Annotated in this window: 16 protein-coding genes; 4 read left to right on the top strand and 12 right to left on the bottom strand. The window is 61.3% G+C overall.

Annotated features, from left to right (window positions below; genetic code table 11):
* Positions 1 to 80 precede the first annotated feature (80 nt).
* Together ACZZZ4_RS25095 and ACZZZ4_RS25090 are read right to left on the bottom strand one after the other, a co-directional pair.
* Positions 81 to 1,130: an NAD(P)-dependent alcohol dehydrogenase gene (locus tag ACZZZ4_RS25095; protein ID WP_463549078.1), complete on the bottom strand. Its 1,050-nt coding sequence runs from the start codon at positions 1,128 to 1,130 to the stop codon at positions 81 to 83.
* A 145-nt stretch (positions 1,131 to 1,275) separates the two neighbouring features.
* The gene (locus ACZZZ4_RS25090; RefSeq protein WP_056784730.1) at positions 1,276 to 1,503 is read right to left on the bottom strand and encodes a hypothetical protein; all 228 of its coding nucleotides are present in this window, start codon (positions 1,501 to 1,503) and stop codon (positions 1,276 to 1,278) included.
* A gap of 164 nt (positions 1,504 to 1,667) precedes the next feature.
* Between ACZZZ4_RS25090 and ACZZZ4_RS25085 the strand changes: the two genes are divergently transcribed.
* The gene (locus ACZZZ4_RS25085) at positions 1,668 to 1,877 is read left to right on the top strand and encodes a hypervirulence associated TUDOR domain-containing protein (RefSeq protein ID WP_463549077.1); all 210 of its coding nucleotides are present in this window, start codon (positions 1,668 to 1,670) and stop codon (positions 1,875 to 1,877) included.
* Here ACZZZ4_RS25085 and ACZZZ4_RS25080 read toward each other — a convergent pair.
* From ACZZZ4_RS25080 to ACZZZ4_RS25060, 5 genes are all read right to left on the bottom strand, one after another.
* Positions 1,874 to 3,127 (bottom strand): NAD(P)/FAD-dependent oxidoreductase, encoded by a 1,254-nt coding sequence (locus ACZZZ4_RS25080; protein ID WP_415762137.1) that lies wholly within the window; start codon positions 3,125 to 3,127, stop codon positions 1,874 to 1,876. The two genes, ACZZZ4_RS25085 and ACZZZ4_RS25080, sit on opposite strands and share 4 nt — an antisense overlap.
* Positions 3,117 to 4,709 (bottom strand): aldehyde dehydrogenase (NADP(+)), encoded by a 1,593-nt coding sequence (locus ACZZZ4_RS25075; RefSeq protein ID WP_463549076.1) that lies wholly within the window; start codon positions 4,707 to 4,709, stop codon positions 3,117 to 3,119. The genes ACZZZ4_RS25080 and ACZZZ4_RS25075 overlap by 11 nt, the downstream gene beginning before the upstream one ends.
* A 63-nt stretch (positions 4,710 to 4,772) precedes the next feature.
* Entirely contained in the window at positions 4,773 to 5,720 is a 948-nt protein-coding gene (locus ACZZZ4_RS25070; RefSeq protein WP_415762139.1) for a dihydrodipicolinate synthase family protein, read from the bottom strand.
* A 54-nt stretch (positions 5,721 to 5,774) separates the two neighbouring features.
* Positions 5,775 to 6,701, bottom strand: coding sequence for a 4-hydroxyproline epimerase (locus ACZZZ4_RS25065; protein ID WP_463549075.1), 927 nt, complete (start codon positions 6,699 to 6,701; stop codon positions 5,775 to 5,777).
* 22 nt (positions 6,702 to 6,723) lie between these two features.
* Positions 6,724 to 8,349 (bottom strand): APC family permease, encoded by a 1,626-nt coding sequence (locus ACZZZ4_RS25060; protein ID WP_463549074.1) that lies wholly within the window; start codon positions 8,347 to 8,349, stop codon positions 6,724 to 6,726.
* Positions 8,350 to 8,570: 221 nt separating this feature from the next.
* On the opposite strand from ACZZZ4_RS25060, the gene ACZZZ4_RS25055 reads away from it, so the two are divergent.
* Positions 8,571 to 9,341: a PAS domain-containing protein gene (locus ACZZZ4_RS25055; RefSeq protein ID WP_463549073.1), complete on the top strand. Its 771-nt coding sequence runs from the start codon at positions 8,571 to 8,573 to the stop codon at positions 9,339 to 9,341.
* Here ACZZZ4_RS25055 and ACZZZ4_RS25050 read toward each other — a convergent pair.
* Both ACZZZ4_RS25050 and ACZZZ4_RS25045 read right to left on the bottom strand, forming a co-directional pair.
* Positions 9,338 to 9,934 carry a LysE family translocator gene (locus ACZZZ4_RS25050; protein WP_122746929.1) on the bottom strand — a complete coding sequence of 199 codons (597 nt, stop codon included), beginning with the start codon at positions 9,932 to 9,934 and terminating at the stop codon, positions 9,338 to 9,340. The genes ACZZZ4_RS25055 and ACZZZ4_RS25050 overlap by 4 nt on opposite strands.
* Before the next feature lie 54 nt (positions 9,935 to 9,988).
* Positions 9,989 to 10,825, bottom strand: a complete 837-nt coding sequence (locus ACZZZ4_RS25045) for an AraC family transcriptional regulator (protein WP_463549072.1) — start codon at positions 10,823 to 10,825, stop codon at positions 9,989 to 9,991.
* A gap of 1,025 nt (positions 10,826 to 11,850) precedes the next feature.
* On the opposite strand from ACZZZ4_RS25045, the gene ACZZZ4_RS25040 reads away from it, so the two are divergent.
* Positions 11,851 to 12,150: a hypothetical protein gene (locus ACZZZ4_RS25040; RefSeq protein WP_463549071.1), complete on the top strand. Its 300-nt coding sequence runs from the start codon at positions 11,851 to 11,853 to the stop codon at positions 12,148 to 12,150.
* A gap of 79 nt (positions 12,151 to 12,229) precedes the next feature.
* On the opposite strand, the gene ACZZZ4_RS25035 is transcribed toward ACZZZ4_RS25040, so the two are convergent.
* The 3 genes from ACZZZ4_RS25035 to ACZZZ4_RS25025 are packed head-to-tail and all read right to left on the bottom strand — an operon-like array spanning position 12,230 to position 15,746.
* Entirely contained in the window at positions 12,230 to 13,468 is a 1,239-nt protein-coding gene (locus tag ACZZZ4_RS25035; RefSeq protein ID WP_463549070.1) for a nucleoside permease, read from the bottom strand.
* 42 nt (positions 13,469 to 13,510) lie between these two features.
* Positions 13,511 to 14,593 (bottom strand): sugar phosphate isomerase/epimerase family protein, encoded by a 1,083-nt coding sequence (locus ACZZZ4_RS25030; RefSeq protein ID WP_463549069.1) that lies wholly within the window; start codon positions 14,591 to 14,593, stop codon positions 13,511 to 13,513.
* Positions 14,583 to 15,746, bottom strand: a complete 1,164-nt coding sequence (locus tag ACZZZ4_RS25025; RefSeq protein ID WP_463549068.1) for a Gfo/Idh/MocA family protein — start codon at positions 15,744 to 15,746, stop codon at positions 14,583 to 14,585. The genes ACZZZ4_RS25030 and ACZZZ4_RS25025 overlap by 11 nt, the downstream gene beginning before the upstream one ends.
* A 204-nt stretch (positions 15,747 to 15,950) precedes the next feature.
* On the opposite strand from ACZZZ4_RS25025, the gene ACZZZ4_RS25020 reads away from it, so the two are divergent.
* A complete protein-coding gene (locus ACZZZ4_RS25020) occupies positions 15,951 to 16,964 on the top strand; it encodes a LacI family DNA-binding transcriptional regulator (RefSeq protein ID WP_463549067.1) in 1,014 nt (337 codons plus the stop codon).
* Position 16,965 lies beyond the last annotated feature (1 nt).

Raw genomic sequence — 16,965 nt, 5'->3', positions numbered from 1 at the left:
AGCAACGTGGGCGCTGTCAAATCGCGCCGATGGATTCCCCGAGCCATCGGCAGCATGTCGCTGCCGATGGACGTTGGCGCTTAGCCGGCGAGGGTTGCGTTGTCGATGACGAAGCGGTATTTCACATCGCCCTTGAGCATGCGCTCGTAGGACTCATTGATCTGGTCGGCACGGATCAATTCGATGTCGGAAACGATGCCGTGCTCGGCGCAGAAATCCAGCATCTCCTGAGTCTCGGGAATGCCGCCGATCATTGAGCCGGCAATGGTCCGCCGCTTGGTGATCAGGTTGAACACGTTCGGCGATGGATGCGGCGAGGCAGGCGCACCGACCAGGGTCAACGCGCCATCGCGCTTGAGCAGCACGAGGAAGGCGTCGAGATCGTGCGGCGCTGCGACGGTATTGAGGATGAAGTCGAAGCTCTTGGCGTGTGCCGCCATTTCCTCGGCATTGCGCGACACCACCACTTCGTCCGCGCCCAGTGCCTTGGCCGCTTCACGCTTGGATTCGGAAGTAGTGAATGCGACGACATGCGCGCCCATGGCGTGGGCCAGTTTGATGCCCATGTGGCCGAGGCCACCGATGCCGACCACGCCGACTTTCTTGCCGGGGCCGGCGTTCCAGTGGCGCAGCGGCGAATAAGTGGTGATGCCAGCGCAGAGCAGCGGCGCGACGGCGGCCAGTTGCGTTTCGGGATGACGAATGCGCAACACGTAGCGCTCGTGCACGACGATGTTTTGCGAGTAACCGCCGAGGGTCCAGCCCGGTGCGTCCGGGGTCGGGAAGTTGTAGGTGCCGATCATGCCGTCGCAGTAATTTTCCAGGCCGGAGTCGCAGTCATCGCAGTGCTGGCAGCTGTCGACGATGCACCCGACGCCAACCAGATCGCCGACCTTGTAGTGCTTGACGTGGTCGCCGACGGCCGAGACGCGGCCAACGATTTCATGGCCGGGGACGCAAGGGAATTGCGTGCCAGCCCATTCGGCGCGCACCTGATGCAAGTCGGAATGGCAGATGCCGCAGAAGGCGATATCGATCTGTACGTCGTGCGCCGCCGGGGCGCGGCGGTTGATCTGCATGGGCTCAAGGGGTTTGTCGCCAGCGTGGGCGCCGTAGGCTTGCACAAGCATGTGAGCATCCTCCATGGGGGAATCGGACGCCCATTGTTGCGCCTGGGGCCGGGCGTGAAGTAGTGCATTTCTGTGCAATGCTTGCCTGATTCTGCCGTTGATAGCGAAGCGAAAGGCAACCGTAGGGACGGCTGCCTTTCAAGGCTCAACGCGGATTGGGCTGGTCGTCCATCTCGGCGTTATCGGTTTCCTGACGTACGCGCTCCGGATCCAGGCCGGTACTGTCATCATCCAGCGGGATTTCGCCTTCGTTGTCGGGTAGCTCATCGATGCCGCGCTCCTTCATCGGATCGACCTCGGTACGCCCCGGACTGAGCGGGTCGGGCGTGGTTGGGAGCGGATCGTCACCTTGCTTGCCTTGATCGTTATTCATCTCACACCTCGTCATGGCCGTTTTCTATGGCTTGTGCAAGTTGGAGGTGCGGGCGATATTCGCCGTTCGATTTTTTTGCCTGCCTTCGGTCGCCTCGCAAAAATGCGGAATTTCTGCAACGCGCGCAGCTCCATAAACCAACAAGCCAGAGCGAGGACGCAATGATGAGCAGCTCATTCAAGGTCGGCGATGCGGTGCGCTGGAATTCCGAGGCCGGCGAGATTCACGGCAAAGTGGTCAAGGTGCACACCCGCGACACCGAGTTCATGGGCCTCCACCGCCCGGCCTCGAAAGACGCGCCGCAGTACGAGGTCCAGAGCGACAAGACCGGCCATTTGGCCATGCATCACGGCGATGCGCTGAAGCACGCTTAGAAACGCGCCAGTCGATAGGGCTCGGTGTCGGGCAGCGCGACGGTCGCGCCTGAGAGCATTTGCCCGATCATCTCCGCCGTCACCGCCGCCTGGGTCAACCCCAGATGTTGATGACCGAAGGCGAGCAACACCTTGCCGTCGCACACCTGATCGATCACCGGCAGCGAATCCGGCAGCGACGGGCGAAAGCCCATCCATGGAGTTGCGCCATCAGCGTTCAGGTCCTTGCGAAACAGACCTTGGCTCAAACGCTGCAACTGCCAGGCGCGCGCCATGTTCGCCGGCCGCTCCAGCCCGGCGAACTCGACTGTGCCGGCCAGGCGCAGGCCTTCGCGCATTGGCGTCATGATGAATTTGCGTTCCAGCGAGGTGACGGGGAAGGGCAAGCGATCATGCTCATGCGGCAGCATCAGGTGATAGCCGCGTTCGGTGTCCAGCGGCACCTGCTTGCCGGTCAGCGCGGCGGTAAGTTTCGCCGAGTGTGCACCGCAGGCCAGTAAAACGCGGCTGGCCGTCACACCGCCGTTGCCCGTCACCAGTAAAACGCCGTTTTCCTGCACGTAGCCGCCCTGAACCCGCTGCTGGAGAAAACTCACGCCGCTGCTGCGAGCCGCCTCGACCAGTGCACACACTACGCGATAGGGATCGAGGAAATGGCCAGTGCGTGGGAAAAATAGTCCGCCACGAATCTGCTCGTTGAGCTGCGGCGCGGTTTCGCGGATCGCGCCGGTTGGCCAGTAATCCACCGGCACTTGCTGCTGCTTCAGGCGTGCCTGCAACGCTTCGATGGCCTGTCGGGATTCAGGTTTTTCGAAGACCAGTAACGAGCCGTCAACCTTGAGCAGATCGGTGCGCTGGATATCGCTGAGCAAGCGCTGCCACGCGTCGAGACTGCTTTCATTCAGCGCACGCAAGCCGGCGACGGTTTTCTGAAAAGGCTCAGGCCGCAGATTCAGCAGCAGCCGGGTGAACCATGGCAGGGCCCTCGGCAGATATTTCCAGTCCAGGCGCAGCGGTCCCATCGGGTCCATGAGCATGGCCGGCAAACGCTTGAGGATCGACACGTCTGCAATCGGAAATACCTGCTCAGTGGCCAGATGTCCGGCATTGCCGAACGAAGCGCCATGCCCCGGTTCCTGCTGATCGATGACCACCACGCGCAAACCCTGGCGCGCCAGGCGCAGTGCGCAAGCCACGCCGATGATCCCGGCGCCGACCACGGCGATGTCGTGCGAAGGGTTATTCGTCATGGCGTGTCGCTTCCCGTTGGCCACCGAGCAAGCGCCGAAGGTTGAGCGGATTGGCCTGTTGCAGCGCCGTCGGCAGCAAGCTGTCAGGGAAATCCTGATAGCACACCGGCCGCAGGAAACGCAGGATCGCCGCAGTGCCGACCGAAGTGCTGCGCGCATCCGAGGTCGCCGGGTAAGGCCCGCCATGCACCATCGCCTCGCAGACTTCCACGCCGGTCGGCCAGCCATTGACCAGCAAGCGCCCGGCCTTGCGCTCCAGGGTCGGCAGCAACGTACGCGCCATTGCAAGGTCTGCGTCATCCATGTGCAGGGTCGCGGTGAGTTGGCCTTCGAGGTGTGCGCAGACCTGACGGATTTCCTCGTCAGTGCTGCATTGCACGATCAGCGATGCAGCGCCGAAGACCTCAGCTTGCAAACGCTGATCGGCAAGAAAATTCGCCGCCTCGGTGCTGAAGACATGCGTCTGACACTGATTCGCGCCGCTGCCGACTTGGCCAACCGCTACCGCGCGTGCACGGGGATTGCCTTGCAGAGCCGTCACGCCTGCTTGATAGGCGCCGAAAATGCCGGGCGTGAGCATGGTTTGCGCCGCGCTGCGCAGGATCAGTTCAGCCACCGCGCTGAGGAACCCGTCGAGCGCCGGGCCTTTGCGGGCAATCAACAATCCCGGGTTGGTGCAGAACTGCCCGGCGCCCAATGTCAGCGACGCGACAAACCCTTCGGCCAGCGCCTGCGCGCGATTTTCCAGCGCGGCGGGAAACAGCAAAACCGGGTTGATCGAGCTCATTTCCGCATACACCGGGATCGGCTCGGGCCGCGCTTGCGCAGCTTTCATCAAGGCCAGACCGCCAGTGCGCGAGCCAGTGAAACCAGCGGCTTTGATGCGCCAGTCGCTGACCAGTGCGATGCCGACTTCGTAGCCAGAATCGAACAATAAGGAAAACACGCCCTCGGGCAGAGCGCAGGCTTTGACCGCTTGCGCGACTGCGCGGCCGACCAGTTCGCTGATGCCCGGATGCGCGCTGTGCGCCTTGACGATCACCGGGCAACCAGCCGCCAACGCCGCAGCGGTGTCGCCACCGGCCACGGAAAATGCCAGCGGAAAGTTGCTCGCACCAAACACCGCGACCGGCCCCAAGGCAATCTGTCGTTGCCGCAGGTCGGAGCGCGGCAGTGGCTGGCGTTGTGGTTGCGCATGGTCGACGCGCACGTCCAGCCATTCACCGGCGCGCACCGTGCGGGCGAACAGGCGCAATTGCTGGCAGGTGCGCCCGCGTTCACCCTCAAGGCGCGCGCGCGGCAAACCGGTTTCGGCGTGGGCGCGTTCGATCAGTTCATCGCCAAGGTTGTCGATGTGCTCGGCAATGCTTTCTAGAAATGCCGCACGGGCGCTCAGGCTGGTTTCGCGGTACGCGTCTTGCGCCGCCCAAGCCAAAGCGCAGGCCTGTTCCACCTGTTCGGCTGACGCCCCGGCGAACTGCGGTTCAAGTGCCTGGTTGGTCGCCGGATCGATCCCGCGAAAGGCCGGACGCGTACCCGCCACGGATTGTTGGCCGATCAGCATGTTGCCCGTCAGAGTCATAGTGTCTTCCTGTGAAATGAGCGAGGCCTGCCGCGAATCGTTTTGACTCGCGGCAGGTAGAAGTCAGGCGAAGTTCTGCTCGGCGGACCAGTTTTCGTACCAGTGACGGAACAGCGAATACTGCTTCTCGGCATAGCGCCGTTGCGAGTCGCTCAGCACATCGGTTTCATTGAAGTGCAGGGTGTATTCCTTGTCGCCGTTGAGCACCATCAGGTGCTTGTAATACAGCACCAGATCGCAACCTTCGTCGAACGATGACAGCACCGCCAGCGCCGACTCCAGCTCCCGCGCCTGACGCCGGGCCTTGGCATCGCCTTGCGCGGCCTGCTTGCTCAGCGCCACCAGTTGCAGCACTTCGCGGGGCAGGGCGTTGCCGATGCCGGTAATGGCGCCGGTGGCGTTGCAGTTGACGAAACCGTGCACCACCTGCGTGTCGACGCCGACCATCAGCGTCACGTCGTCATCCTTGGAGGTGATGTTCTCGGCTGCGTAGCGCAGGTCCGCGCCGCCGCCGAATTCCTTGAAGCCGATCAGGTTCGGGTATTCGCGGCGCAGTTCGAAAAACAGATCAGCGCGGGTGGCGAAGCCGTAGTAGGGACTGTTGTAGATCACCGCCGGCAAGTTCGGCGCGGCTTGCAGAATCGCGGCGAAGTGCGCCTTTTGCGCCGTCGCCGAGGCGCCACGGGAGAGCACGCGCGGGATGACCATCAAGCCTTGCGCGCCGACTTTCGCCGCATGCGCTGCGTGGGAGACTGCTTCACGGGTATTCACTGCGCCAGTGCCGACGATGGTCGGCACCCCGGCGGCGACCAGACGCGCCACGCCTTCCTGGCGCTCGGCTTCGGTGAGCAGCGGCCAGTCGCCCATTGAGCCGCAATAAACCACGGCGCTCATGCCGATATCGATCAGCTCGCGACCCTTGGCCACCAGCGCTTCGAAATCCGGTTTGCGCTGGGCGGTGCACGGGGTCATCAGGGCCGGCATGCAGCCGGTGAAGATGTTGTCGCTCATGGTTCAACTCCTTGGCATTTCGTTTGATTCGAGGTGAAAAATCGGCGTGACGGCTCAGATGCCCCACGCGAACGGGTCGGTGTCGTCGATCAGCAAGGTGCTGTCGGCGGTCATGTAGGCGCGGCCGGTGATGAACGGGCGAATGCGTTCGCCCTCCCATTCGAAGCGGCCTTCGAACTGGCTGCCAGTGATGCTCGCCTGAACCCATAGCGCGCCGGGCTGCAGCTTGTCGTCGGCGGCCAGACAGGCGAGTTTGGCGCTGGTGCCGGTGCCGCACGGCGAGCGGTCATAGGCTTTGCCGGGGCACATAACGAAGTTGCGGCTGTCGGCGTTGTCGTCGTCGGCGAACAGTTCGATGTGGTCGATGAGCGCGCCGTCTTCGCCATAGATGCCCTGATCTTCCAGCGCTTTGAGCATCGCCCAGGTGTACTCCGTCAGGTGTTCGACGTTGTCCATGGTCAGCGTCTGGCCATGCTCGGAGACGAGGTAAAACCAGTTGCCGCCGTAGGCGATATCGCCGACAACGCGACCGAAACCGGGTACGTCCACCGGCACCTGTTTGCGATAACGGTAAGCGGGCACGTTGCCCAGGGTGACCGAACCATCGTCGTGCAGCGTCGCGCTGACTTGCCCCACCGGTGTGTCGATCCCGTGCACGCCCGGCTGGATTTTCCCCAGATGCTGCAACGAGTTGATCAGGCCGATGGTGCCGTGGCCGCACATGCCCAGGTATCCGGCGTTGTTGAAGAAGATCACCCCGCAGGTCGCGTCCGGCGAGACCGGCGGGCAATACAGCGCGCCGACCAGCACATCGTTGCCACGCGGTTCGAGCAGACAGGCGCGGCGCCACTGATCGTGCTGGCTGCGCAGGGCGTCGCGTTTCTCGACCATGCTGTTGCCGGACAAATCGGGGAAGCCGCTCATCACCAGTCGCGTCGGTTCGCCGCCGGTGTGGGAATCAATGACGTGTACTCGTTTCATGAAGAGATCCCGTTGTATGATTTCAGTAGGCGCCGGCAGGGCGGGCGTTGACGGTGGGCGAGGGCGCAGGGCTTTCGCTTTCTTCGTCCTCGTCGTCCAGACGCAGCAGATGGGCAGGCACGCCGGTCGCTGCGCCCCAGTAGTAAATGCCGGTGGCGCAAGCGGCGACGACAATGGTGTCGAACGGATGGGCGAGGATGCCCAGGCCACCGAAGGTGCCGAGTTTCGACAGCACGATGGTCACCGCGTAGAAGGCGATCAGCCACGCCGAAGAACGCACCTGACGCGCCAGGCTCAGGTGTGCGGTCGGCACAAAGCGGCCGCAGAACAGGTAGATGACAAACATCAGAATCTGCAGGCCAAGCAGCCAAGACACGGTGTTCCAGCCCGACCAGTAGACGATGAGCGCGGCGATGATGAACGACACCGGCCCGAGCAGGCCCATGCTCTTGACCCGGAACGGGCGCGGCATGTCCGGCGCATTGCGCCGCAGCGCCGCGACCGACACTGGCGCCACCGCATAGCTCAACACCAGCGCGGCGGAGACCACGTTGATCAGCGCTTCCCACGATGGAAACGGCAAGGTCCAGAACACCGACAGGGCGAAGGTCAGCCACAGCGCCGGACGCGGGATGCCGGACTTTTCATCGATGTGAGTGAAGACCTTGAAGAAGGTGCCAGTCTGCGCCCAGCCGTAGATCACTCGCGGGGTGGCGTTCATGTAGATGTTGCCGCAGCCGCTCGGCGAGATCACCGCATCGGCAACCACCAGATACGCCAGCCAGCCCACACCGAGCGCCAGGGCGATGTCGCGATAGGGCAGGGCGAATTCCTTGCTGATACCGGCCCAGCCGTTGGCGAGCATGTCCGTCGGGATGCTGCCGAGAAAGGCCATTTGCAGCAGCACGTAAATCAGGGTCGACAGCAGCACCGAGAGAATCAGCGCGATGGGAATGGTGCGCTGTGGATTTTTTACTTCGCTGGCCACGGAAATGATCGGCGTCAGGCCCAGATAGGCAAAGATGATCCCGCCAGCGGAGACCGCCATTTCCACGCCGGACAGTCCGAATGGGGCGAATCCCTGAACCTGGAAATTCTCCGGTTTGAAGAAGGTGAAGAGCACGCCGATCACCAGCAACGGCACGATGAATTTGAACACGCTGACCAGATTATTGGCCTTGGCGAAGGTCTTCACGCTGCGGTAGTTGAGCAGGAAAAACACGCACAGCAGGCCGAACTGCACCAGCCAGCCGAGGATGGTCGGATCGCCACTGCCAGCCTTGGTCAGGCCCGGAAACCACGCCGCCGCGTATTGGCGCGAGGCGACCACTTCGATCGCCACCAGACTGGAAAACGCAATCAGGGTGATGAAGCCCATCAGGTAGCCGAGCAGCGGGCCGTGGGAGTAAACCGGGTAGCGCACCACGCCGCCGGCCCGGGGCAGTGCGGCGCCCAGTTCGCAGTACACGATACCGAGCAGCAACACGGCGAAACCGCCCAGCAACCAGGAGAATATCCCCGCCGGCCCGGCAATCGCCGAGACATGGCTGGCGGCAAACAACCAGCCGGAACCGAAGATCGCTCCGAGTCCGATAAAGGTGAGGTCGATCAATGAAAGCTGTTTTTTGAACTTGCCTTGGCCTGACATGGCATCGCCTTCTTGTGAGTTATTGGATAGGCAGTTGTGTCACGGGGACGAGCAGACTTTGCACCGCTCGGCAGTGGCGGCGATTGATGTTTTATGCCGGGATCGATGACGAATTCAGCACAATGGCGCCGATGAATGCGCGGCCTCGACAGGGCCGCGACGTTGCTGCAATCTGCTCGCGAGTGGCATTTATGGTGGTTCAGCTCGAGGGGAAGTCTTTGATGCAGTCAGCGTTTTCGATCCTGTGCCAGGGCACTGACGGCTTGCGTGCGCAGACCCTCGAAGAGATGGTCGCCAGTGCGGCGCAGCTGTTGCCGATACTCGATGTGATCCCCAATGCGGCGATCTTCATCAAGGACCTGCAAGCGCGCTATGTGCTGGCCAACCGCACGCTGGTGCAACGTTGTGGTTTGAAGGATTTGCGCCCGTTGCTCGGCAAAACCAGTGCGCAGGTGTTCCCGGCGCAGTTGGGCCCCGGTTATACCGAGCAGGATCGCAAGGTGCTGGAGGAAGGATTTGTGCTGGAGGATCAGCTCGAACTGCACCTGTATGGTAGTCGCGAGCCTGGGTGGTGCCTCACCCACAAGCGGCCGATCTACAACCGTGACGGGACGATCATCGGCCTGGTGGGGATCTCGGTGGATCTGCAATCAGCCAGTGAAACCCATCCGGCGTTCGAGCGTTTGGCGGCGGTCGATGAATACATTCGCGGCAACTTCAACCGGCGGGTGACGCTGGGTGAACTGACACGGATCGCCGGGATTTCCGTGGCGCAACTTGAGCGCTATTGCAAACGCGTTTTTCACCTGACACCACGGCAGATGATTCAGAAAGTCCGCCTGGAACACGCGCATCGATTGCTGCACAGCGACTTGCCGATCACCGAGGTTGCGCTGCAATGCGGCTACACCGATCACAGCGCTTTCACCCGTCAGTTCAAGGCCTCGACCGGATTCACCCCGCGTGAATACCGGCAAGCCACCGGGCTTTAGACCAACACGGCCAGCCACGCCGAGAGCAGCAGAAGGAGGGCCAGCGCCGCGTTCATTCGTTTGAACGCTTGCGGTGAGCTGAGCAAGCGTGCGCTGCCAACGCCGAGCAATGCCCAGAGCGTCATACACGGCAGCGATACCAGCAGAAACGCCAGCGACAACACCAGCAGGCGCAGCGTCTTGTCGCCGCCGCCAACAAATACGCTGACCACGGCCACAGCCATCATCCACACCTTAGGGTTGACCAGTTGCAGCAGCGCCGCGCCGAATACGCTCAAACCTTGTTCCTGCGCGGCATTCGGGTCCAGCGATGGCGGCGGGCTGCGAAAGATCTGCCACGCCAGCCAACTCAGCCAGAGCACACCGCCCCACGCCATCGCTTGTTGCACGCGCGGAAAGCGCAACAGGGTTTCGCCAGCACCGAGCCCGACCACCAGCACAATCAGCGCCGCCGCCGCACAGGCGCCAAAAATGATCGGCAACGTGGCAATCAATCCGCGCCGGGAACTGTGGCTCAGCACCAGAATATTGGTCGGCCCCGGGGTGATCGAGGCAACGAAAGCAAACAGCAGAAAGGGCAGTAAAGACGCCATGGTGCAAATTCCTGAATGTCGAAACAGGACACCATGATCGTCAGCGCGAAGGCCTCAGTCTGGACGATTTGAGCAGCGTCTGCGGTAGTCCGCCGGGGTCAGTTGGTAGGCGCGGCGGAACCAGCGACCGAGATGACTCTGATCGGCAAAACCGAGCACGCTGGCCACCTGCGCTGGCGTCTCGCCGCGTGCGAGCAATTGCCGCGCCTTGGCCAGGCGCAGCTGGATCAGGTAGGCGTGGGGTGCCAGACCGAAAGCGGCTTTGAAGGCGCGGGTCAGGCGAAAACGATCGACGCCACAGGCTTGCGCAAGGTCGTCGAGGCCGATGTCTTCATAGGTGTGGGCATGCAGATAGTCCCGCGCGACCTGCGCAACCAGTGGCAGGCGCGGATCGAAGTCCTGACGCTTGCGCCAGTCGAGATGGCGGGTGAGGGACGCCAGCAGGCCATCCAGCGCAGTCTGCCGGACGATGCGCAGATCGCCGTCATGTAACGCGTGGAAGGCTTGCACGATCGCCGCCGACAGGCGCGGATCGTGGCTCAGGGTGTCGGCAAAGCCTGGCTGACTGTCGGCGGGCGCCTCTTCGAACAGCGCGTGCAGTTCGCGCTCCAGCCAGTGCGGATCGAGATACAGCATGGAGTAGGTAAAGCCATCCTCCGTCGGCGCATGGCCGTCGTGGATTTCACCCGGCTCGAGCAGAAACACGTGCCCCGGCGTACTGCGATGACGCACCCGGCGGCAGTTGAATTGCTGGACGCCTTGCTCGGTCACTCCGACGAGAAAACTGTCATGCCAGTGTGGATCGTAGGCATGCCCACGGAAATGCGCACGAATCGACTCGATCCCGGTATCGTCATCCTGGGAGAGCGAGATCCAGTTGCGTTTGTCCATGGGAGGACTCCATAGGGCGGTTGAGCAGGGGCGTTTCCAAAATACCGCGTGGAGGAGGAGATTGTTTAGAAGATTTGTGCAGGTGCGCAGGGGGGATCGGGTCAGGCAATGTGCCTTGGATGGGACCAGAAAACGCAGACGAAAAAAACCGCCTTCGCGGGGCGGTTTTTCATGCCTCGGTTTGGAGCCGAGGCCGTGTGCATCACTAGCCACACCAACATGTCCGCGCATGGTATTGAGTTTCTCCCGTCAGTGCAACGAAGGTTTAGCGTGGTGTGCGAGGTTTTTTCGGAACGTCCAGCGCATAAAACTGAATTCAGGTTTGTCAATAAACATTGTCAGAAATACGATTTTACAAAGGTTCTGTCGTAGCCGCAGGATAACCTTGGCTACTCGGGTTTTCTCTTCTGATTTCTGCGTTAAGATGCCCGCGCTCATCTTGTTGGTAGAGCAGTGAGGTTTGGCTGGGGGCGCAAAAGGTTTTACGCCCTCTGACGCGGATTCGCACCCGCGCCGGAATGATGTCTCGGAGGGATTTCAACCGGCCGCCTCACTAGCTACACCAACATGTAGGCTGAAGGCACGCATGGTCCGGTAAGTTTGCTGGAGGTTTGGCCGCCAGCCCTGGAGGCCAAAACGTATGAAGCTTTTGCTGCGTACGCTGAGCCTTGTATGGAGATTGTTGAAAGCCTTGCGCTTTTACGAGTTCCTGCGAGATCACTTTGACGACTTGAAATAAGGTCGTCTAAGTGGGAAAAGACCCGTTTCGGTTTCGACTGATACGGGTCTTTTTTTGTGTGAATAATACTGTCAAAAATGAGATTGTCGGCTTTATGCTTTCGACTTTGTAGGGCGTTTCGCTTGGTGACGTAAGCAATAGCACCAAGATCGACCCAATAGCGGCTGATGCTCGACCAGCTATTGATTGCGTCAATAACAACCATTAAGTCAATGAAGTTCTCATATCCATGGTGCGGCGTAAGATCGGCTCCATACCCAACCACTGCAACTCGGAGCACATCATCATGAAACGCCAGACTATCCTCGGTATCGCTTTCTCGGTTTTTGCACTGAATGCCTTCGCCGCCACCGAAACCGACCCGCTGTTCAGTGATGCGGTCGCGGCCGCCACTCAAACAGACCGCTTGTTCAGCGACGCGGTAGCCGCCACCGAAACCGACCCGCTGTTCAGCGATGCAGTCGCTGCGACCGAAACTGACCCACTGTTCAGCGATGCGGTCGCTTCTGACGGTTCCGATCATCTGCAAGGTAATCGGGTCGCCGAAGGTGACGCTGACCGTCTGCTCGAACGTCGCACCGCTTGAGCTCAACGATGAGCATCGATAAAGAATGCCGCCTCAACCACAGGCGGCATTCGCTCTATTCACGGTTTACAACTCTGCTCTAAACCGCACTCGGCAGCACGGCCTTGTCGCGATCGCGGCTCTTGAATGTCGCCCAGAAGCACAGCAATACCACCACGGAAAAACCGGCGGGGAACAGCCAGATGCTTCTCCAGTCATGCCCCGCGCTTGATGTGAAGTGATCGGTAATCCGTCCCGCAATCCAGAACCCAATCAACATGCCCAACCCGTATGTGGCCAAGGTGATCAAACCTTGCGCCGAGCTGCGGAAGCGTTCCGGTGCCTTGGCATCGGTGTAGATTTGCCCGGACACGAAGAAGAAGTCATAGCACACGCCATGCAGGGCAATGCCGATCAGCAACATGAATGCCTGATCGTCGTTATTGCCGAAGGCAAACAGCACGTAGCGCAACGCCCAGGCAGCCATGCCGACCAGGAGTGCGATCTTGATGCCGAAGCGATGGATGAACAGCGGCAACAGCAACATGAACAGCACTTCCGACACCTGACCGATCGCCATCTTCGCCGTCGGGTTGGTCACGCCGATCTCGGCCAGAAACGGATTGGCATTCTGGTAATAGAACGCCAGCGGAATGCAGATCAGGATCGAGGCAAGGAAGAACACCAGATAGCTGCGATCCTTGAGCAAACCCAACGCATCCACGCCGAGCATCTGCTTGAGGCTTGATGAGCCCGCTGCGGTTTTCAGCGGCGCAGTGTTCGGCAGACTGAAGCTGTAAAGCCCCAATAGCAGCGACGCGACGGCGGACATCAGGAACGTATTGCGCAAGCCCCCGGCCGCTATGCTTTGCTGCGAGTCCCAGGCGAATACGAAGCTGATCACCACCCCAGCGACGATCCAGCCCACGGTGCCCCACACGCGAATGCGCGAGAACTCCAGGGCCGGGTCTTTGATCTGGCGGAACGCCACGGCGTTCACCAGCGCCAATGTCGGCATGTAGACCATCATGTAGGCGAGCACGTAGGGATAGAACGCGCTGAAATCCGCCGCGCGATAAAGCTGATAGAGCAACACTGCGCCAAGCAGATGCAGCACCGCCAGAATGCGTTCGGCATTGAAGAAACGGTCGGCGATCAGCCCAATGACAAACGGTGCCAGAATCGCGCCCCAGGACTGTGTGGCGAAGGCCATGCCGACCTGACCACCGCTGGCGGCCAGCGTTGTCGCGAGAAAAGTACCGAGGGTGACGAACCAGCCACCCCAGATGAAAAACTGCAAAAACATCATCACGCTGAGTCGCGCATTCATTACGTCCATTTCAGATCACCGTATTGTTTTTATGTCGGTAACGCGGATGAATCAGTCGTCAGTCAGGCCGAGCAAGCGCCGGTTGGAAGCGGCGTCAGCGCTGACCCCGGCGAAATCGTCGAAAGCCTTGGCGGTCTTGCGGATCATGTGCCGCTCGATGAAGGCCGCGCCTTCCGCCGCGCCCTGTGCGGAGTCTTTCAGGCAGCATTCCCACTCGAGCACGGCCCAGCCGTTGAAGTCGTATTGGCACAATTTGCTGAAGATCGATTTGAAATCGATCTGGCCGTCGCCCAGCGAGCGAAAGCGTCCGGGACGCTCGACCCAACCCTGATAACCGCCGTAGACGCCGGAGCGCGCATCGGGGCGGAACTCGGCATCCTTGACGTGGAACATGCGGATGCGTTGGTGGTAACGATCGATGAAGCCGAGGTAGTCCATTTGCTGCAGCAGCAGATGACTCGGGTCATACAGAATTGCGGCACGAGGGTGGTGGTTCACCGCTTCGAGAAACTGCTCGAACGACGCGCCGTCATGCAAGTCTTCGCCGGGATGGATTTCGTAGCACAGATCAACGCCTGCCTCTTCGAAGCAGTCGAGAATCGGCAGCCAGCGCTTGCCCAGTTCGGCGAAACCTTGCTCGACCAAGCCAGCCGGACGTTGCGGCCACGGATAGACGTAGGGCCAGAGCAGGGCGCCGGAGAAGGTCGCGTGGGCTGTAAGTCCCAAACGCTGGCTGGCACGGGCGGCCAGTTTCAACTGTTCGATGGCCCAGTCGGTGCGCTCGCGGGGTTTGCCGCGCAGTACTTGCGGGGCGAAGTCGTCGAACAGGCTGTCAAACGCCGGATGCACCGCGACCAATTGCCCCTGCAGGTGCGTCGACAGCTCACTGATTACCACGCCGGCGCGGGCGCAGACAGCGATAAGCTCGTCGCAGTAATCCTGGCTCTCAGCGGCGCGCTGCAGATCGATGAAGCGTGTGCCGAGGGTCGGTACCTGGATGGCTTTGTAGCCTTGCGAGGCCGCCCATTCGGCGATGTTGGCGAGCGAGTCGAAAGGCGCTTCGTCAGCGATGAACTGCGCGAGGAAGATACCGGGGCCTTTCAAACCTGCGGCGTTCTGCTGATTACTGTTCATTGTGCGGGGCTCCTGTCAGTTGGCCGGGGATCTCGCTCCACTTCTCGTTGCCAAGATGATTGGCGATGGCGGTTTCGATAAACGCCATGCCGCGCAGGCCGGTTTCAATGCCCGGAACGCCCGGCGCTTGATGTTCCTCAGTGCCTTGTAGAATCGCTTCGGCGAGGTCGCCGTACAGATTGGCCATGGCTTCCAGATAACCTTCGGGATGCCCGGCGGGCAGGCGCATGCGCTGGGTTGCGGCGGCGCACAGCCACGGTTGTCCGACGCCGGAACGCAGAACGCGCATCGGCTCGTCCAATGGTCGATGAATCAGGCTGGCCGGTTCTTCCTGCCGCCATTCAAGTCCACCCTTGTCCCCGTAGACGCGAATCTTCAGCGGGTTCTCTTCACCGGCGCAGACCTGGCTGGCAAGCAATACACCACTGGCGCCGTCGCTCATTTTGAATAGCATCGCCACATCGTCATCCAGTTGCCGAGCCTCGACATGCGCGCCGAGCATCGCGCTGATGAACTGGATCGATTGGCCGGCAACGAACTCCGCCAGGGAAAACGCATGAGTGCCGATATCGCCGATGCAGCCGCCGATCCCGGACTGCGCCGGGTCGTCGCGCCAGCCGGCCTGCTTGTTGCCTTGCCCGGCGACATCTGTGCTGAGCCAGCCTTGCGGGTATTCGACGAGGACTTTGCGCACGCGCCCGAGCACGCCGCTGACGACCATTTCGCGGGCCTGCCAGACCATCGCGTAACCGAGGTAGGTGTGCGCCAGCCCGTAAATTCGCTGGCTGTTGATGACCACCGAGCGCAGCGCCTGCACCTCGGCGAGGTTCAGCGCCGCGGGTTTCTCGCTGAACACGTGAAAACCGGCGCTCAATGCTTCGCGGGCAATCGGGGCGTGCAGATGATTGGGGGTGACGATGACCAGCAGTTGCATGCGCTGCTCGGCGGGCAGGGCGGCCTCGCGGGCGAGCAGGGTTTGCCAGTCGTCATAACAACGCTCGGCAGCAACACCCAAGGCCGCAGCGGTGCGCTGATTATTCGCCGAGTCCCGGCTGAACGCGCCACAGACCAGTTCGAAGCGTCCGTCGAGGCCGGCGGCTTGCCGGTGGGCACGGGCGATGAAGGAGCCTTCACCGCCGCCGACGAAACCCATTCTTATTTTTTTGCGGCAGCGTACATGGCAGTCGTCTCGGTAGCTTGATGCAAGTTTGATAATGATGTAACCGGTTACATCGTGGGCGAAATCTAGGCGTGAATTAGCCGAGTGTCAAATGCCAACGGATGATCGACAGCGTTTCGATCGCTCGTCGCCTGCGGTAAGCTCCGCGCCTGATCGGCATGAATCAACGAGGTGGTTTTGTCCAATATTCGCGAAGTGGCTCGGCTGGCCGGCGTTTCCGTGGCGACGGTGTCTCGTACGTTGAAATCGCCCGAGCGCGTCCTCGCGCCAACCCGTGAGCGCGTCATGGCCGCCGTGGAGCAGGCCGGCTATCGGCCGAATCTGATGGCCGTGCAGTTCCGCTCGCGGCGTACCGGCAATCTGGTGATTCTGGTGCCGACCATCGCCAACACCTTTTTTGCCCGGGTCATCAGCGGCGCCCAGCAAGCGGCGCAGGCCGCCGGCTATCGCTTGCTGCTCTGCGACACCCAGGGCCGGGAAGAACTGGAGCGGCAATTCGCCGAGCTGGTATACGCCTATCAGGCCGACGGGGTGATCCAGTTGCGCGCCTACGACCCGTTCGAACACGCTCCGGCCGACGCCGATCTACCGCCCATCGTCAACGCTTGCGAAGTGGTCAAGGCCGGGCGTTATCCGACCATCAGCCTCGACAACGTCGGCGCTGCCAAAGCCATGACCGATCACCTGATTGCATTGGGACACCGACGCATCGGCCTGATCAAAGGCTCGAAAAACAGCCCGCTGACCCGCGATCGACTGGCAGGCTACGAAGCGGCATTGCGCGAGGCCGGAATCGCCTTTGACGAGGCACTGATTTGCCATGGCAACTTCACCCTTGAAGCCGGCTTCGCAGGAGCGGAAAGGATGCTGGCAATGGTCAATAGACCCACCGCGCTGTTCTGTGAAAACGATGAAATGGCCATCGGTGCGCTCAAGCGCATCCGCCAAGCGGGACTGCGTGTGCCCGAGGACATTTCACTGGTCGGTTTCGACGACATTCCCATGGCTGCCTACTGCGATCCGCCGCTGACTACTATTTCGCAACCGGCCGAAGTCTTCGGGACCAAAGCGGTCGAGATGCTGATTGCCCTGATCGAAAAACTGCCGCTGTCAGAAAGGCATGCCGTTCTGCCGTTCGAGCTGACGCCACGCAGCAGTACGGCCAGCGTCGACAACTCGGGCAAGCGGTAGC

Source organism: Pseudomonas sp. AC252 (assembly GCF_979258105.1).
The sequence above is the reverse complement of the archived record's forward strand: the minus strand, read 5'-3'. Positions and strand labels throughout refer to the sequence as shown.

Excerpts from the sequence above, each read along its gene's own strand:
- ACZZZ4_RS25095 (WP_463549078.1), bottom strand. The coding sequence starts at position 1,130 with ATGCTTGTGCAAGCCTACGGCGCCCACGCTGGCGACAAACCCCTTGAG.
- ACZZZ4_RS25090 (WP_056784730.1), bottom strand. The coding sequence starts at position 1,503 with ATGAATAACGATCAAGGCAAGCAAGGTGACGATCCGCTCCCAACCACG.
- ACZZZ4_RS25085 (WP_463549077.1), top strand. The coding sequence starts at position 1,668 with ATGAGCAGCTCATTCAAGGTCGGCGATGCGGTGCGCTGGAATTCCGAG.
- ACZZZ4_RS25080 (WP_415762137.1), bottom strand. The coding sequence starts at position 3,127 with ATGACGAATAACCCTTCGCACGACATCGCCGTGGTCGGCGCCGGGATC.
- ACZZZ4_RS25075 (WP_463549076.1), bottom strand. The coding sequence starts at position 4,709 with ATGACTCTGACGGGCAACATGCTGATCGGCCAACAATCCGTGGCGGGT.
- ACZZZ4_RS25070 (WP_415762139.1), bottom strand. The coding sequence starts at position 5,720 with ATGAGCGACAACATCTTCACCGGCTGCATGCCGGCCCTGATGACCCCG.
- ACZZZ4_RS25065 (WP_463549075.1), bottom strand. The coding sequence starts at position 6,701 with ATGAAACGAGTACACGTCATTGATTCCCACACCGGCGGCGAACCGACG.
- ACZZZ4_RS25060 (WP_463549074.1), bottom strand. The coding sequence starts at position 8,349 with ATGTCAGGCCAAGGCAAGTTCAAAAAACAGCTTTCATTGATCGACCTC.
- ACZZZ4_RS25055 (WP_463549073.1), top strand. The coding sequence starts at position 8,571 with ATGCAGTCAGCGTTTTCGATCCTGTGCCAGGGCACTGACGGCTTGCGT.
- ACZZZ4_RS25050 (WP_122746929.1), bottom strand. The coding sequence starts at position 9,934 with ATGGCGTCTTTACTGCCCTTTCTGCTGTTTGCTTTCGTTGCCTCGATC.
- ACZZZ4_RS25045 (WP_463549072.1), bottom strand. The coding sequence starts at position 10,825 with ATGGACAAACGCAACTGGATCTCGCTCTCCCAGGATGACGATACCGGG.
- ACZZZ4_RS25040 (WP_463549071.1), top strand. The coding sequence starts at position 11,851 with ATGAAACGCCAGACTATCCTCGGTATCGCTTTCTCGGTTTTTGCACTG.
- ACZZZ4_RS25035 (WP_463549070.1), bottom strand. The coding sequence starts at position 13,468 with ATGGACGTAATGAATGCGCGACTCAGCGTGATGATGTTTTTGCAGTTT.
- ACZZZ4_RS25030 (WP_463549069.1), bottom strand. The coding sequence starts at position 14,593 with ATGAACAGTAATCAGCAGAACGCCGCAGGTTTGAAAGGCCCCGGTATC.
- ACZZZ4_RS25025 (WP_463549068.1), bottom strand. The coding sequence starts at position 15,746 with ATGGGTTTCGTCGGCGGCGGTGAAGGCTCCTTCATCGCCCGTGCCCAC.